Source organism: Streptomyces sp. NPDC102467 (assembly GCF_044765445.1).
In the GTDB taxonomy this organism is placed as follows: Bacteria; Actinomycetota; Actinomycetes; order Streptomycetales; family Streptomycetaceae; genus Streptomyces.
Genome location: NZ_JBIWKA010000014.1, coordinates 16,544 through 31,978, shown reverse-complemented (window position 1 = coordinate 31,978; position 15,435 = coordinate 16,544). Strand labels below are relative to the sequence as shown.

The window sequence follows — 15,435 nt, the reverse complement described above, 5'->3', positions numbered from 1 at the left end:
CCACGCCAACTGGCCGCCCCCGACCCCGACGAACTCCGCGCCGACTCGCCGCCCCGAACCCCGGCGAGCTCCACGTCGGCTACTCGATCACGTCGCCAGCAGCGCGGTGATCAAGAAAGCCGGGTCCGTCCCGGACGGGAGGTCGCTCACCTGGCCGTCGCCTGCCTCGATCACCCGCCACGTGCCGTCGGTCCTGTACGCCATGTCCGTGGTCACGAAGCGGCAGCCGAGGGCGTGGACCAGCGGGCGTATGGCGTCGAGGGCAGGGCGCGGCCGCAGGTCAGGGGTGTCGGGGTGGGGCGTGGTGAGCACGGGTTCGCCGTCCAGCCACCACACCCGGGCCTCGCCCGCCGTCCGGTCGAACGGTTCGAAGGCGCGGAGCACGATGCCGCCGGCCAGGTCGTCGCCCTGGAGTTCGACGAAGCGGGTGACCACGCGGTGCACCGCCGCCGCATCGGTGAGATCGGGGAGGTAGCAGGCCTCGTGCCAGTCGTGCTTGCGGGACTTGACGTAGTCCTTCACGATTCCGGGGCCGGCAGGCAGGGCCCCCGCGAGGTCGGCCAGCGCCGCGGGGCTCGGAGGGCGGCCCGGTGCGCAGGCGGCGTAAGCGCTGAGCGGGGTGGCGGCGGTGAACGCGCCGTGCCAGCCCGGGAGTTCGTGTGCGGCACGGTACATCGGGGCGGTGGTGCGCAGGTGTGTGCCGCGCCGGGTCAGCGCCGCTTCCAGGTCCGCGTAGGCCGCCGCGGGGACCATCCATCCCCGGTACCAGGCAGCGCCGAGGCCCTGCGGGACGCGGCGCACCGCCTCGTCCGCGTGGCCTGCGAGCAGCGCGTCGTGGTCGATCAGCGCCACTGCCGCGCCGGACTGCCGGGCCGCTGCGGCTTGCGGCGCGAAGTGCGGGTCGCACCGTGCGGGGCGCAGCGGATCGTTGCACAGCAGCAGCGAGATGGGGGAAGCGGGAGAGGCGGGAGTAGCGGGCACCTGGTCACCGTATTGGCACCGGTCCCACAACTGAAGTGGTCATCCGCGCGACAAGCCACCCGTCCGTCCGAGCGGCGGGCCGCCGCGCCGGGCCGCCGCGATCACCGCGGAGACAGCCGCCGTCGCCGCGAGGGTGCCCACCATGACCAGCGCCACGCCGACCGCGAAGAGGCCGCTGGAGTCGTCCGACCAGTCGACGTAGGCGGCGACGGTCAGGCCCGCCGTCGTTCCGAGCACGGCGGGCGCGATGTGCTGTCGGGTCGCCGCCCAGCACACCGGGGCCAGCAGGGTCACCACGAGCCCGATCACCTGCCACGCCGCGTACGGGCCGGTCTCCGTGCCGTCGGGGTGCACGTCACGGTGCTGGTCCCAGCCCAGCCAGACGGCCCACGCCGCCGACGCGAGCACCGCCAGGGCCAGGGCCCGGAGCAGCGCGCGGACGGTCTTCCCGAGCCGGGGTTCCATTCGTTGTTCCATGGGACCAGCGTTCCCGCTCGCCTCCGCCCCGCCCAGAGCACACGTACTCAGCAGGTACTCAGAGAAGACCCGAGTACTAGGGCGGGCCGCCCTCCCGCATCGAACCCACCGTCTTCAGCAGGCGATCCGCCCGCACCCGCAGCGCCGGATGCGCCAGCACCGTGTTGCGCAGGCCCCGGACCGGGCGCCGCCACAGCCGGTGCGCGGCCGCCACCGGGTGCGTGCGGGTGGCGAAGCCCTCGCAGACGCGCAGTTCGCGGGTCTTGAGCCAGTCCTTGTACTCCTTCTCCCCGCGGCCCCAGTCCATCAGGCGGGTGCCCTGGCGGCCGGCCGCCTCGACCATGCGCAGATGCATCATCAGGCCGGGCGAGTAGTAGCCGAACTCCGGGTCGTAGGCCGTGAACCAGGCCGCGAAGACCGTGCGGGACGTCGGGCCGAAGTGGGCCGCCACCGGGCGGTCGCCCGCGTAGACGACGGAGAGGACACCCGTGAAGTGGTCCTCTCGGACATTGAAGAGGTGGTCGACCAGGTCGACGATCCAGGGCCTGGCGAAGCGGTCCATGCGGCCGGTCCTGCGGTACTGGGCCGATTTCCACGTCATGAGCCGTCGCAGCACCTTCGGGTCGCGCTCGTCGTAGACGAAACGCATCTCCCCTACGTTGCGGCTCAGCCGGCGTTCCTTCTTCAGGGCCGTCTTGGCCTGGCCCGGGTAGGCAGCGCGCAGCCACTCCTCGTACGAGTCGTGGCCGCCGTCCTTCAGGTCGAGGACCGGCGAGGCGAACGTACCGGTGACGTAGCGGCCGAAGGGCTTCTGCTCCTCGACGAGGTGGTCGAACTCGAAGACCGAGAGGCCGCAGGCCCGCAGGAGTTGCTGCGCGTCCCAGCTGATCCCGGGCCTGTGCACCAGCGCCTGGCAGTCCGAGAGGCCGAGGCCGATGGCACGGCCCACGCCGAGGCGGCCCTTCTCGTAGGGGAAGAAGCCGACCGGTTCGTTCCCCTCGCGCAGGACGGCCACCTGCGCCCGCCCCCGGTGTCTGCCGACGCCGATCGCGAACTCGGGTGCCAGGAAAGGGTTCTGGTAGTCCGGTGACTGGTCCATGGCCTCGTGCCAGGCACCGCGGAGCGCGGCGCTCAGCTCATCGGGTCTATAGGTCGTGATCTTCACCTGCGGACGCCCCCTATTCCCCCATGGGGCTCAAAGGTCGCGAAATAGTACGCACGCTGTCAAGAGGTGTTCGGGCACGATCAGTTCCGCGTTCGGTGTGACATGCACGTTGATGTACACGGCCTGGTCGAAGCCACGGTCGGACCCGCGTACCTCTGGCGTAGAGCAGGCGTAGGGCAGGCGCAGAGCAGGCGTAGCGGGGGCGGCCCGCGGCTCACGCGTCCTGGATGCGGACGTGGACGTGCATGTCGTGCCAGCCGTCCGTGTGCAGCGCCGAGCTGCGGCGCGTGCCCTCCAGCGGATAGCCGGCCTTGAGGGCCACCCGGCACGACGGCTCGTTACGGGTCGAGTGCTGGACTTCGATGCGGTGGAAGCCCACGTCGACGGCCCAGTCCGTCAGCGCGGTCAGCGCCCTGGGGGCGACTCCCTGGCCGCGCGCCTCCGGGAGCACCCAGTAGCCGATCTCCGCGAAGCCCTCCAGGAGGTCCATGTCGCGCAGTGCCATCCGGCCGAGCGGGGCCCCGTCGGCGTCCCGCGTGACGAACCACTGGGCCGCCGCTTCCTTGCACCAGTCCTCGTGCGTCCTCTCCACCCAGGCGCGCGCCTCGTCCGGGGACTCCATGGTGCGGGCGTGCCAGAAGCGCAGGGCGGGGTCCCGGAAGGCGTCGTGGACGGTTTGCGCGTCGCTCAACTCGAAGGGCCGAAGGGTCAGTTCGCCGTCCGCGGTGGGCAGCGTCGGCTGGGGGGCCGAGGTGAAGGTGCCAGGCGCGATGACGGGCTTGATCTCGATCGGCATGATCCGCATCATCGCCGGGTCCCGCCGTCCCGCGCATCCGAGATTCCGGGTCGGTCCCCGGCTTGGACGGACTCGGCGGGGTTCTGCTCGGCGCGGGCGGGTGCCGTCTCCGGGAGCAGCCAGGTGCACACCGCGCTGGCCAGGCCCGCCGCCGCCATGTACCCGGCCAGGTACCAGGGGCGGTCGCCGCCCGCGTCGACCAGGAGCGTGGCCACGAAGGGTGAAGTACCCGCGAAAACAACGCCGTTGATCTCGCGGACGAAGACGAGGCCGCTGTAGCGCACCTCGGTGGGCAGCGACTCCGCGTAGAAGGTGCCCGCGACCGCGAAGATCGAGTTCAGCATCAGCGCGAACGCGATCGTGATCGCCAGGTAGATGAGCCACGGTTCGCGCGTGTCCACCAGCCAGAAGAACGGGTACGCGAAGAGCATGATCGCCACCGCGCCGCCGATCATCACGGGCTTGCGGCCGATCCGGTCGGAGAGTGCCCCGGCCAGCGGGATCGTGAGGATCGAGACGGCCGAGGCGATCGTGATGCCGAGGACCGAGGTGCCGGACGACAGGCCGAGCTGGTTGGTGAGGTAGCTGGGCAGATAGCCCTGGATCGCGTACGAGGCGATGGCCGTGGCGCAGCCGGAGCCGATGAGCAGCGCGATGGCCTTCGGGCGTTCCTTGATCGCCGCGAGGACCGGCAGCTTCTCGCGCTTGCCGCTGTCCCGGGTGGCCTCGAACTGCTCGGTCTCGGGCGCCGCGTTGCGGATCAGCAGGGCGATGATCACGACGACGGCGCTGGCCAGGAACGGGATGCGCCAGCCCCAGCCGAGGAAGTCGTCCTCGGGCAGCGTGGAGACGGCGGCGACCGCGCCGGAGGCGATGACGACGCCGATGAACTCGCCCGCGCCGGGCAGCGATCCGTAGAGCCCGCGCTTCTCGGCCTGCGCCGCCTCCGTCGACATGACGTACGCGCCGCCGAGTTCGGCGCCGACGCCGAAGCCCTGCAGCATCCGGCAGACCACGAGCAGGACCGGCGCCCAGATGCCGATCTGGTGGTACGTGGGCAGGAAGCCGATGGCGAGGGTGCCCGCGCCCATCAGGATCACGGTGAGGATCAGGACGGGGCGGCGGCCTATCCGGTCACCGAGGTGGGCGAGGACGAGGCCGCCGATGGGGCGCACCGCGAAGCCCAGGCCGAACGTCGCGAAGGACGCGAGCGTCGCCGCGAGCGGGGAGACGTCCGGGAAGAAGACCTTGTTGAAGACGAGCGCGGCCGAGGCGCCGAAGAGGAAGAAGTCGTACCACTCGAGGATCGAGCCGACGACGCTCGCGGCGGCGGTGCGGCGCTGCCGCGTCCTGGCGCTCATCGCCTTCGGCGGCGTCGGTTGCTCCGACGACGACTTCGGCGACTTCGGCGGCTTCGGCGGAGCGGTCTCCTTGTGGGCGGATGCGCTCGTCTTTGGGCTCATCTCACTCCCTTTCACGCTGCACGGGGGGACTGTTGTTGCAACATACGCACGCCTGTTGCGCAGAAGCTGCTAATGTTCTTCATGGGGCCAGCGGGATGTCAATGGAGGGACGGCGAATGTCCGGTACGAGTACGGGTGCGGATCCGGGTACGGGTGCGGATCCGGGTACGAGTACGGCCGTCTGTCTCGGCGAGACGATGGCGCAGGTCACCCCGGCCGACGGGGAAGGACTCGAGCGCAGCCGTGAGCTGCGGCTCGCCGTCGCGGGCGCCGAGTCGACCGTCGCCCAGTACCTCGCCGACCTCGGCCACCGGGCCGCCTGGGTCAGCCGCGTCGGGGACGACCCGTTCGGGCGGCGGATCGTGGCGGCGGTCGCGGAGCGGGGCGTCGACGTGAGCGGCGTACGGGCCGACGCGGACGCCCCGACCGGCGTCTACTTCAAGGACCCCGGGCCCGACGGCACCCGCGTGCACTACTACCGCGGCGGCTCGGCGGCCTCCCGGATGGGCCCCGACGACGCCGACCGCGTCGACCTGAGCGGCGTACGGCTGCTGCACCTGACCGGAATCACGCCCGCACTGTCCGAGGGGTGCGCCGCGCTCGTACGGACCCTGATGGAGCGGGCGGCCGAGACCGGCACCCTGGTGTCGTTCGACGTCAACTACCGTCCCGCGTTGTGGAGTTCACGCGACGACGCGGCCAAGGCACTGCTCGACCTCGCCCGCCGTGCCGATGTCGTACTCGTCGGGCGCGACGAGGGCGAGGCCCTGTGGGGCACCCCGGCCGCCGAGGACATCCGCGACCACCTCGCCCCGCGCGGCACTCTGGTCGTCAAGGACGGATCCGTCGGCGCCACGGAATTCGGCGCGGGAACACGGGAGTTCGTGGCGGCGCCCGTCGTGGAGGTCGTCGAGGCCGTCGGAGCCGGGGACGCCTTCGCCGCCGGATATCTCAGCGCCCTGCTGAACGGGGCGGCGGCGCACGACCGGCTCGCCCTCGGGCACCGGCTCGCCGGGCGCACCCTGCGCAGCATCGAGGACTACGTTCCCGCGGCAGCGGCGACGGAAGGGAACTGACCCCGTGTCACAGACCGTACGGCGGGCCATCGACATCCTGGAGTTCGTCGCCCGCAGACCCCGCACCCAGACCGAGGTCGGCGAGCACCTGGGCGTGCACCGCTCGACCGCGCTGCGCATCCTGGAGTCCCTGACCGACGGCGGGCTCGCGCGGCGGCTGCCCGACGGGCGGTACGCGGTCGGGCACCGGCTCGCCGGACTCGCCCACCTCGCGCTGGAACAGTTCGGGCTGAAGGACGTCGCGGGCGAGCATCTGCGCGGCCTCGGCGAGCGGTGCGGGCACACCGTGCATCTCGCCGCGCTCGAAGGCGACCGGATCGTGTACGTCGACAAGGTCGACCCGGTGGACGGGGTGCGGCTCTACTCGCAGATCGGCCGCCCGGTGACACTGCACACCGCCGGGGTCGCCAAGGCGATCCTCGCCCACCTGCCGCGCGAGCGGGCCGCCGAACTCCTCGCCGGCTGCGACTTCGCGCCGCACACCGGCACGACACTCACCGACGCGGCCGCCTACCGCAGAGCCCTCGACGAGACGCGGGCGCGCGGCTGGGCCGTCGACGACGGCGAGTACGAGGACTACGTGAACTGTGTCGCGGTCCCCGTGCGGGACAGCGGCGGTGACGTGGTCGCCGCCGTGTCCGTGACCGCGCTCAAGGCGAGGGCGGACCTGCCCGCCCTCGTCTCCGATGTGCTGCCCGACCTGGCGGCCACCGCCGAGACGATCTCCAAGGAGCTGGGATGGCGTCCGTGAACCCTGCCACGACCGGGGCACCCACATTTTATGAGCTGTTCGCCGGGGCGCCCGTGATGGCGATCCTGCGCGGTATGCCGGTCGACAAGACCGTCGAACTCACTGTCCGGGCTTGGGAGTTGGGCATCAGGTGCGTCGAGGTCCCGGTGCAGGACAAGGAGGCCGGGCGGGTCCTCGCCGCCGTCGTGGCCGCCGGGGCCGAGCGTGGCATGCCGGTCGGCGCGGGCACCGTGACCTCCGCCGAGCGGCTCGACCGGGCGGTGGCGGCGGGCGCCGCGTTCACCGTCGCCCCGGGCCTCGACCCCGACGTGGCGCGGGCCAGTGTCGCGGCCGGCCTGCCGCATCTGCCCGGGGTGGCCACGCCCACCGACGTCCAGGCGGCGCGGGCGCTCGGGCTGACCTGGCTGAAGGCGTTCCCGGCGAGCGTGCTCGGGGTGGAGTGGTTCCGGGCCATGCGGGGGCCGTTCCCGGAGGTGCCGTTCGTTGCCACGGGGGGGATGGATGCGGGTAACGCTGCCGCGTATTTGGCTGCCGGGGCTCGGGTTGTCGCCGTCGGTTCCGCGCTGGAGGATCCGGCCCAGCTCCCGCTTCTCGCCGAGCTGTTGGCGCACTGACACGGGGCTCTGCCCCGGACCCCGCTCCTCAATCGCCGGAGGGGCTGGATCAACCGGCTGGATGGCGCCCCCGGATGGGCTGTACAGCCAAGAATCTAGGAGCCGTACTCATGAAGATCACCGCCCTCACCACCTACCTCGTCGCCCCCCGCTGGCTCTTCCTCAAGGTCGAGACCGATGAAGGGATAACCGGCTGGGGCGAGCCCGTCGTCGAAGGACGGGCCCACACCGTCGCCGCCGCCGTCGACGAGCTCTCGGACTACCTCGTCGGCAAGGACCCGCTGCGCATCGAGGACCACTGGCAGGTCATGACGAAGGGCGGCTTCTACCGCGGCGGGCCCGTCCTCTCCTCCGCCGTGTCCGGTATCGACCAGGCGCTGTGGGACATCAAGGGCAAGTTCCACGGCGTACCCGTGCACGATCTGCTGGGCGGCGCCGTACGGGACCGGATGCGGATGTACTCATGGATCGGCGGGGACGACCCCAGCGAGGCCGCCGAGCATGCGCGCGAGCGGCTCGAACAGGGCTACCGGGCCGTGAAGATGAACGTCGGCGGGCGGCTCAAGCACCTGGAGACCGCGCGCGAGATCGACGCGATCGTGGAGCGCGTCGCCTCCGTACGGGAGGCCATGGGCCCGGACGGCGACGTCGCCATCGACTTCCACGGCCGCACGTCCCCGGCTCTCGCCAAGCAGCTCGCCCGCGCCCTCGAACCGTTGCGCCCCATGTTCATCGAGGAGCCGCTGCTGCCTGAACTCACCTCGCAGTACAGCGAGTTCACGTCCGCGACCACCATCCCCGTGGCCACCGGCGAGCGCCTCTACTCGCGCTGGGACTTCGACCCGGTGCTGCGTTCGGGGATCGCGCTCGCCCAGCCCGACCTCTCGCACGCGGGCGGCATCTCCGAGGTCCGCCGGATCGCGGCGCAGGCCGAGGTGCACGGCGTGGGACTCGCCCCGCACTGCCCGCTCGGCCCGATCGCGCTCGCCGCCTGTCTCCAGGTGGACTTCGCGAGCCCGAACGCGTTCATCCAGGAGACCAGCCTCGGCATTCACTACAACGTCGGCTCCGACCTGGGCGATTACCTCGTCGACACGTCCGTCTTCGCCTTCGACACCACGGACGGGCACATGGCCCGCCTCACCGCGCCCGGCCTCGGCATCGAGGTCGACGAGAAGGCCGTCGTCAAAGCCGCGGCGACCGGCCACCGCTGGCACAATCCGGTCTGGCGGCACACGGACGGCTCCTTCGCGGAGTGGTGAGCCCCCGCCCGTCCCGGCACCTCCGCCGTTCCCCGCGCCGCCGTCCTCGCCTCCCCCTCTGGACCTCCCTTTACCAACACAGCTCTCCTGTAACCGAGTTGTAGTCGAATCCGCACAGTCCGTACGGGGTCGAATATCAGCCCCCCGCACCTATTCTGGGTCGCCATGGAGGGGGACTCCTCGGGACCGCTGTTCGTCATGCCGCTGTCGATCGCGCCGCGTGACGCCGATGTCGTGCTGCCTCCGGAAGGTGCCGACGTCACGGCGCTGCCGGAGATACGGCCCCGCTTACCGGTGGCCGGCGGCGCGCTGGACGACCTGCCCGGCCTGGCCGAGGGCGAACTGCTCGCCGGGCAGTACCGGGTGGTGCGGCGGCTCGGGCTCGGCGGAATGGGCGACGTGTATCTCGCGCTCGACGAGAAGGTCGACAACCGCGAGGTCGCCGTCAAGACCCTGCGCTCCGAGCGAGTCGCCTACGCGGCGTCCCAGGCGCTGGCGGAGGAACGGCAGGCGTTCGCCGACCTCAACCACGAGGGCATCATCCCCGTCTTCAACTACGGCACCCACGAGACGGTCGGCGACTTCCTCGTCCTGCCGTACGTCGACGGGCTGAACCTGGAGGAGGTGCGCGCGCTCGCGCAGCACACCCCCGGGCGGTTCGGCGACGCCCGTTTCCACGAGTTCGTCCTCGCGTACGGGGTGCGGATCCTGTCGGCCCTGGACCATCTGCACTCCCGGCCGGCGGCCGCTGTCCTGGTCTACGGGGACCTGAAGCCGCAGAACGTGATGCACGACGGCGCCGCCATCAAGGTCGTGGACGTCGGCTCGATCCGGCCCGCGGGCGCGCCGGGCCTGACGACGGAGGAGTACCGCGCCCCGAACGTGGAGCCGTCCGGCGAGAGCGAGCCGCTGGACGATCTGTTCGGGCTCGGCGAGACGCTGCGCGTCCTGTGCGGGCTCGGCCGGCACCACACCGACCTCGCGAAGCTCGGCGCGCTCGACCGGCTGCGGGAGGACGACGAGCGGGCGGCCGACGCCGCACTGCTGACGACCACGCTCCCGCCGGTCGGCCTCGGCCGGCTCTCGCTGGCCCGGGTGCTGGCCCGCGCCACCCGCTCCACGCCCGGCACACGGTTCGCCGACGCCCGCGAGATGGAGGCACAACTGCGCGGAGTATGGCGGGAGTTGCGGTCCCTGCGCACGGGGGACGAGACGTTCGAGCCGTCACCGCTGTTCACCCAGTCGCCGTACGCCCTCGACGCCGGACTCGGCACCGCGCCCGCCCTTCCCCGCTGGGCCGTCCCGCCCGGCGAGGGGCCTCCGGGTCCGCTGCACGAGCCGCCGGCCGCCGCCGACGCCGCGGCCCGCCTCCCGGTGCCCCGGCCCGATCCGCACGACGACCACCACACGGAGCTCAGCCGTCTCGCCGACGCCGACCCGGCGGCGCTGCTGCAGAACACCGCCGGCTGGCACGAGTCCGCCGAAGTGCACCTGCTGCGCTGCCGGTTGAGACTCCGGGTCGCCCTGCGCGCCGACCTCGACGCGGCCGGCCTGTCCCTCGCGGGAGAAGAGCTGAGCGGCGCGATCGACGCCATCGGCACGGAGCGCGCGGAGTACGACTGGCGCGTCGACTGGCACCGCGGCCTCCTGGAGCTCGCCCGCGACGAGGTCGCCTCGGCCCGCGACCACTTCGACCGGGTCTACGCCGCGATCCCCGGCGAGTACGCGCCCAAACTCGCCCTCGGGCTCTGCGCCGAGCGCCTCGGCCGGCACCAGGAGGCGCACACGCTCTACGAGGCCGTCAGGCTGCGCAATCCCTCGCTGGGCAGCGCCGCTTTCGGGGCCGCGCGGACCCAGCTCGCCCTGGGCGAGCCGCACGCGTCGGCGAAGGCGATCAGGGCGCTGGACGCGGTGCCGCAGCACTCCCGGCACCGCACGGCCGCGCGCACCGCGACGGTCCGGATCGCCATCGAGTACGCCGCCGACACCAGAGCCCTGGGCGTCGTCCTGGACCGCCTGGCCCGCCTCTTCACCGAGCACGGCCTCACCGACGAACCGGCCAGGGTCCGCATGAAGGCCGAGGTGTGGGAGGCGGCGCAGCAGCTCGTGACGGGCGGCATCATCGATGCCGAGGGGCTGGGGCAGCTGGCCCGGCAGGCGGCGGCCCGTGACAGCGAGGCGCGCGACGCCGGCGCCCGGCTCGCCTTCCCCTCCCAGGAACGGGAGTTGGGCAGCGACCTGTCCCGCTTCTACCTCTTCCTCGCCCGCCAGGCCGCCCGCTCCGCGGACCTTCCGCACGGCAACGGGATCACCGAACGCCTGCTGGACCGCGCCTACTTCGTCCGCCCGCTGGCACTGCGCCACCAACGGCACCGGCCTTCGCTGACCGCCCTGCTCGGCCCTCTGCTGAGGCGGAACGGGTGAGGCCACTGCCGCGCCACCCGGTGCCGCCCCCGTGGCTGTCCGTCCTGCGCCGCCTGCTGTGGCCGCCGCCCGGCCGCACCCGCAACCGGGTCTACCTGCGCGACCGGCTGATCGCACTGCCGCTGCTGACGGCCGTCGCCTTCGCCACGTTCGGCTGGGCCTACGCGGACGTCCGCGCCGACTCGACGTACGTGCGCACGCAACTCGTCCCCGCTCTGGGCGACTTGGCCGACGCGAGGATCTCACTGCGGATCGCCCAGCGGGAGGCCGAGGTCAGTCTCGACGCGGGCCGCGCCGTCGAACTCTCCGGCCTCGGCCCCCGCTACGCCGCCCGTACCGGCGCCGCCGCCCAGGACATCGCCCGGCTCTCCCGCGGCGGCGCGTTCGGCGAGGCGCAGCGCCAGGAACTCGACGTCATCTCCGGACTCATCGACGGCTACGAGGAGTGGATCGCCTGGGCCAGGACGAACGTCGGCAACCAGTCGCTGCGCAAGGCCGGACTCGCGTACGCGCAGAGCATGCTGTGCTCGCAGACCACCACCGGGCCGACCACGCGCCGGGACGCGCCCTACCCGGCGTGCGGGGCCGCGCGGGGCGTCGACGCCACGACCGTCGTCGACCGGATCGCCGCCCTCGAGCGCGATCTCCGCCACCGCCTGGCCGACCGCTCCGCACTCGGCCCGGGTGTGCTGGCGGCCGCCGCCGTCTCGCTGGTGGCCTTCACCCTGCTGACGGTGGGCCTGTGGCGCACCCTCGTCTTCCTGCACCGCCGGATGCGGATCCGGGCGAGCGTGCCGCTGCTCGCCGCGGCGCTGCCGCTGCTCCTGGTGCCGTGGGCCGTCGCCGACGGGGTGCGGGCGTGGCAGGCGCAGCGCGACACCGTGCCGTACGCACATGTGCTGGCGGACCAGGCGTCGCCCGACACGGAGGTCACCATCGAGGACAACCCGCTGGACTCACCCAGCGACGCGGCGATCCACCCGGCGACGGCGCGCATGGAACACACCGTGCGGCGCGGGCAGTTCGGGGACGTGGGGGAGGTCGCCGACTGGCTCGCACCGCTCGGCCTGGCGGCCGCCGGGGTCATGGGCGGCACACTGCACGCGTACCGGCGGGAGTACCTCGTGGTCGGCCGCGGCGGAGGCGCCTCATGAGAAGCCCCCGCACGAAGCTCACCCGCATGCGACGCGTCCTGCAACTCCTCCTGGCCGCCTGCCTGTTGGGCCTGGCCGCACTCAGCGGTGGCTGCTCGTCCGGCGGCGGCTCCCCGGTCGTCGTGCTCGGCCCGTGGACCGGCCCCGAGGGCGCCGCGTTCGAGAGCGTCCTGCGCGATCTGTCCCGCGGCTCCGGGCACACGTACGTCTACAAGGGCACCCGCTCGCTGCGCGAGACCCTCATCGCGCAACTCGCCGCCGACGCGCCACCGGACGTGGCCATCCTCAGCAGCATCGGCGAACTCACCGAGTACGCGATCCAGAACAAGCTGAAGCCCCTCGACCCGTCCACCGCCGAACGCGCCTACGCGCCCTGGTCCCCCACCCTCATGGTCGACGGCAGACGCCGCACATACTGGGTGCCGCTCAAGGTCGACCTGAAGAGCCTGATGTGGAGCAGAGCCGACGCCTCCGACACCGCCCCGAAATGGTGCGTGGGCATGGCGGCGCAGGCCACATCCGGGTGGCCGGGCACCGACTGGGTCGAGGACATCCTGCTGCACCAGGCGGGCCCGGACACGTACACGCGGTGGGCGACCGGGCAGCTCAGCTGGGACTCCCCCAAGGTGACGCGGGCGTTCACCACCTGGGCGCGGCTGCTCGCGGCGGGCGGCTTCCGTTCCCCGGCCGCCTCCCAGGCGGCGGTGGAGCGCTCCTTGACCATGTCGTTCTGGGGCACCGCCGACCCCAAGCGTCCGAGCGGGGACCCGCGCGGCCTGCTCGGCGGTTCGCTGCCCGGCTGCACGTACGAGCACCAGGGGTCGTTCGTCCGGTTCGTGTACGCGTCACGCAGCGACATCCGGGTGGAGCCGGCGGCCCGGTTCCTGAAGGGTTCCGCCGCGTACAAGAACGCCTTCGAGGTGTCGGGCGACATGGCCGCCGTACTCACCGACAACCCCGGCGCGCAGGAGCTGGTGAAGCGCCTGACCAGCGAGGACGGCCGCAAGCAGTGGAGGAACGCGGCGCGTCCGCACCTGCGCCCGTTCTTCCCCGACGCGACCGATCCGGAGCCCGACGACAACGCGGCGGCGCAGGAGATCGCCCATTACCTCACCGACAGCAGGAACAAGCTCTGCCTCGACGCGTCGGACGTGATGCCGCCGGTGCTGCGCGACGCGTTCTACCGCGCCGTCCTGCAGTACTTCCGCTCACCGGACGACGCCACGCTGCGCAAGCTGCTGGGCCAGCTGGACACGGTACGCACGGAGGTGGCGGGAACGGAGACGCCGAAGGGCATCCGCCCCCCGACGGACATCTGCAGATAGCCGCCGTCTCCTCCGCACGCCGCGGGGCTACTGCAACTCCTCCGGGCAGGGCGTCCCCCGCGACCACCATTTATAGGGCGCCGCCAGGTGATACGTGCCGGCCCGCGGAGCGACCAGCTCCGTCCACTTGTCGCCGGAGGCGTCCTCCTCCGTCTCGAACAGGCACCCGTGCACGTTCTCGTACCGCTTCGGCGACGCCTCGTCGCTCTCCCGCGCCCGCTGCGACGCCTCGGTCTCCTGCGGGGCCTGAAGCGCCTTGCCTTCCGCGTCGACGACGGCCAGCCACGGCGAGTACGGGACGCGGATGCGGACCCGGCCCGGCTTCGTCACCTCGATGGTCAACTCGGCCTGCTCTGCGGCGTCCACCGTCGCGTTCGGCTCGGCCATCGGCGCCGCGTCGGTGACGGCGAACAGCTGCCAATTGGCGTCGCCCCAGACCTGCTTGAGGTACGGCAGCCCGCGCTGCACCAGCTCCCGCTCGCGCTCGCCGCCGGTCCCGTCCGGTTCGCCCTTGGGGAGCACGACGTAGTGCACGGCCCAGCGCTTCAGCCACTCGTGGTAGTTCGCCGAGTTGAGCGTGTCGTCGTAGAAGAGCGGGTTGCGCTTCATGTCGGCCTGCCGGGTCCAGCCGCGGGCCAGGTTCACGTACGGGGCGAGCGCGGACGCCTCCCGGTGCGAGCGCGCGGGCACCACCTCGACGCGGCCGCGCTCGGCCTTGACCTGCTGGAGTTCGTTGACGAGCGGGGCGAGTTCACGGGCCCAGGAGGCGGCCGGAGTCGTATGCACGACATCGTCGACGGACTTGAACCCGACCCAGCCGTTCAGCCCGACGAAGGCGACGACCGTCACATACCACTTGCGCGAGCGCGGCACGGTGAACGGCAGGACGGCGAGCAGCGCGACGCCCGCGAACAGCATCGGCAGGCGCGTGATGTTGGAGCCGATCTGCGAGCTGATCAGCCACACGAGCAGCACGGACAGGGTGTAGACGGCGGAGGTGATCCGGACAGTCAGCCACTCCCTGGGGGCGAGCCAGCAGATGAGGGCGCCGTAGACCATCGGCAGCAGCGCCGACCAGAACGACATCGGCTGGGTCCCGGAGAACGGGAACAGCCACGCCGAGAGCCCGACCACGACGGCGGGCGCGATCCCGAGCGCGTACGCGCCGGGCCGCCGCTTCTGGAGGAAGAGCGCGACGGCGACGAGTCCGACGAAGAGTCCCGCGACCGGTGAACAGGCCGTCGCGATCCCGGCGAGCGGCGCGGCGACGACCGCCTTCGCCCACCGCTTGTAGCGCCAGCGGTACGGCCAGCAGAACACGGCCGCGGCCGCCGCGAGCCCGAACATCATGCCGAGCCCGAAGGTGACACGGCCCGACGCGGCGTTGCACAGCAGCGCGAACACACCGGCGAGCGCGGGCCACAGCGGCTTCGCGACGATCCGCGTACGGATCAGGATGAGGGTCAGCAGGGCGGCGGAGACGGTGCCCGCGATCATCATCGTCGTACGGACACCGAGCACGGCCATCAGATACGGCGAGACCACGCTGTACGAGACCGGGTGCATGCCGCCGTACCAGGCGAGGTTGTACGCGGAGTCGGGGTGCCGGCCCACGAACTCGGCCCAGGCGTCCTGCGCCGCGAGGTCGCCGCCGCTGTTCGCGAACGTGAAGAACCAGATGATGTGCAGCACCGCGGCGACGGCGGTGACGACGATGACGGGGTGCCGCTCGGCACGCGCCGCCCAGGAGGACGCGCCGCCGTTCCCGTCGGGGCCCGGATCCCGGTCCTGCGGCGGTCGGTCCTGCACCCGTATTCGTCCGCGCCCGCCACCCGGCTCGGCGTCGTCGTCGGCGCGCGTCGGCTCCGCTGTGGCCACTACTGACACTCCCGTACGTACCGTCGTTAGCGACCGAGGGAACGCCCGGTCCTGCCCCGGTCTCGCGAC

13 protein-coding genes are annotated in these 15,435 nt (G+C 72.2%); 7 read left to right on the top strand and 6 right to left on the bottom strand.

Annotated features, from left to right (window positions below; all coding sequences use genetic code 11):
- Positions 1-87: 87 nt before the first annotated feature.
- The 5 genes from ACIREE_RS28000 to ACIREE_RS27980 all read right to left on the bottom strand — a co-directional run bounded on the left by ACIREE_RS28000 (position 88) and on the right by ACIREE_RS27980 (position 4,882).
- Complete coding sequence (locus ACIREE_RS28000; protein ID WP_404157776.1) at positions 88-981, bottom strand: ATP-grasp domain-containing protein; 894 nt, start codon at positions 979-981, stop codon at positions 88-90.
- Positions 982-1,020: 39 nt separating this feature from the next.
- A complete protein-coding gene (locus ACIREE_RS27995) occupies positions 1,021-1,446 on the bottom strand; it encodes a hypothetical protein (RefSeq protein WP_404158356.1) in 426 nt (141 codons plus the stop codon).
- 88 nt (positions 1,447-1,534) lie between these two features.
- The gene (locus ACIREE_RS27990) at positions 1,535-2,623 is read right to left on the bottom strand and encodes a GNAT family N-acetyltransferase (RefSeq protein ID WP_404157773.1); all 1,089 of its coding nucleotides are present in this window, start codon (positions 2,621-2,623) and stop codon (positions 1,535-1,537) included.
- A gap of 214 nt (positions 2,624-2,837) precedes the next feature.
- Positions 2,838-3,419 carry a GNAT family N-acetyltransferase gene (locus ACIREE_RS27985; protein ID WP_404157770.1) on the bottom strand — a complete coding sequence of 194 codons (582 nt, stop codon included), beginning with the start codon at positions 3,417-3,419 and terminating at the stop codon, positions 2,838-2,840.
- Between the two features lie 8 nt (positions 3,420-3,427).
- Positions 3,428-4,882: an MFS transporter gene (locus ACIREE_RS27980; RefSeq protein WP_404157767.1), complete on the bottom strand. Its 1,455-nt coding sequence runs from the start codon at positions 4,880-4,882 to the stop codon at positions 3,428-3,430.
- 116 nt (positions 4,883-4,998) lie between these two features.
- Between ACIREE_RS27980 and ACIREE_RS27975 the strand changes: the two genes are divergently transcribed.
- The 7 genes from ACIREE_RS27975 (at position 4,999) to ACIREE_RS27945 (ending at position 13,488) form a co-directional block, all read left to right on the top strand.
- Positions 4,999-5,958, top strand: coding sequence for a sugar kinase (locus tag ACIREE_RS27975; RefSeq protein ID WP_404157764.1), 960 nt, complete (start codon positions 4,999-5,001; stop codon positions 5,956-5,958).
- Between the two features lie 4 nt (positions 5,959-5,962).
- Positions 5,963-6,709 (top strand): IclR family transcriptional regulator, encoded by a 747-nt coding sequence (locus ACIREE_RS27970; RefSeq protein WP_404157761.1) that lies wholly within the window; start codon positions 5,963-5,965, stop codon positions 6,707-6,709.
- Positions 6,697-7,323, top strand: a complete 627-nt coding sequence (locus ACIREE_RS27965) for a bifunctional 4-hydroxy-2-oxoglutarate aldolase/2-dehydro-3-deoxy-phosphogluconate aldolase (RefSeq protein ID WP_404157758.1) — start codon at positions 6,697-6,699, stop codon at positions 7,321-7,323. Before ACIREE_RS27970 ends, ACIREE_RS27965 begins: the two co-directional genes overlap by 13 nt.
- Positions 7,324-7,433: 110 nt before the next feature.
- Positions 7,434-8,585, top strand: a complete 1,152-nt coding sequence (gene dgoD, locus ACIREE_RS27960) for a galactonate dehydratase (protein WP_404157755.1) — start codon at positions 7,434-7,436, stop codon at positions 8,583-8,585.
- 165 nt (positions 8,586-8,750) lie between these two features.
- Complete coding sequence (locus ACIREE_RS27955; protein ID WP_404157752.1) at positions 8,751-11,009, top strand: tetratricopeptide repeat protein; 2,259 nt, start codon at positions 8,751-8,753, stop codon at positions 11,007-11,009.
- A complete protein-coding gene (locus tag ACIREE_RS27950; RefSeq protein WP_404157750.1) occupies positions 11,006-12,163 on the top strand; it encodes a hypothetical protein in 1,158 nt (385 codons plus the stop codon). The genes ACIREE_RS27955 and ACIREE_RS27950 overlap by 4 nt, the downstream gene beginning before the upstream one ends.
- Complete coding sequence (locus tag ACIREE_RS27945) at positions 12,160-13,488, top strand: alpha-glucoside ABC transporter substrate-binding protein (RefSeq protein WP_404157747.1); 1,329 nt, start codon at positions 12,160-12,162, stop codon at positions 13,486-13,488. Before ACIREE_RS27950 ends, ACIREE_RS27945 begins: the two co-directional genes overlap by 4 nt.
- A gap of 27 nt (positions 13,489-13,515) precedes the next feature.
- Here ACIREE_RS27945 and ACIREE_RS27940 read toward each other — a convergent pair whose 3' ends face one another.
- A complete protein-coding gene (locus tag ACIREE_RS27940) occupies positions 13,516-15,366 on the bottom strand; it encodes an MFS transporter (RefSeq protein WP_404157744.1) in 1,851 nt (616 codons plus the stop codon).
- Positions 15,367-15,435: the final 69 nt, after the last annotated feature.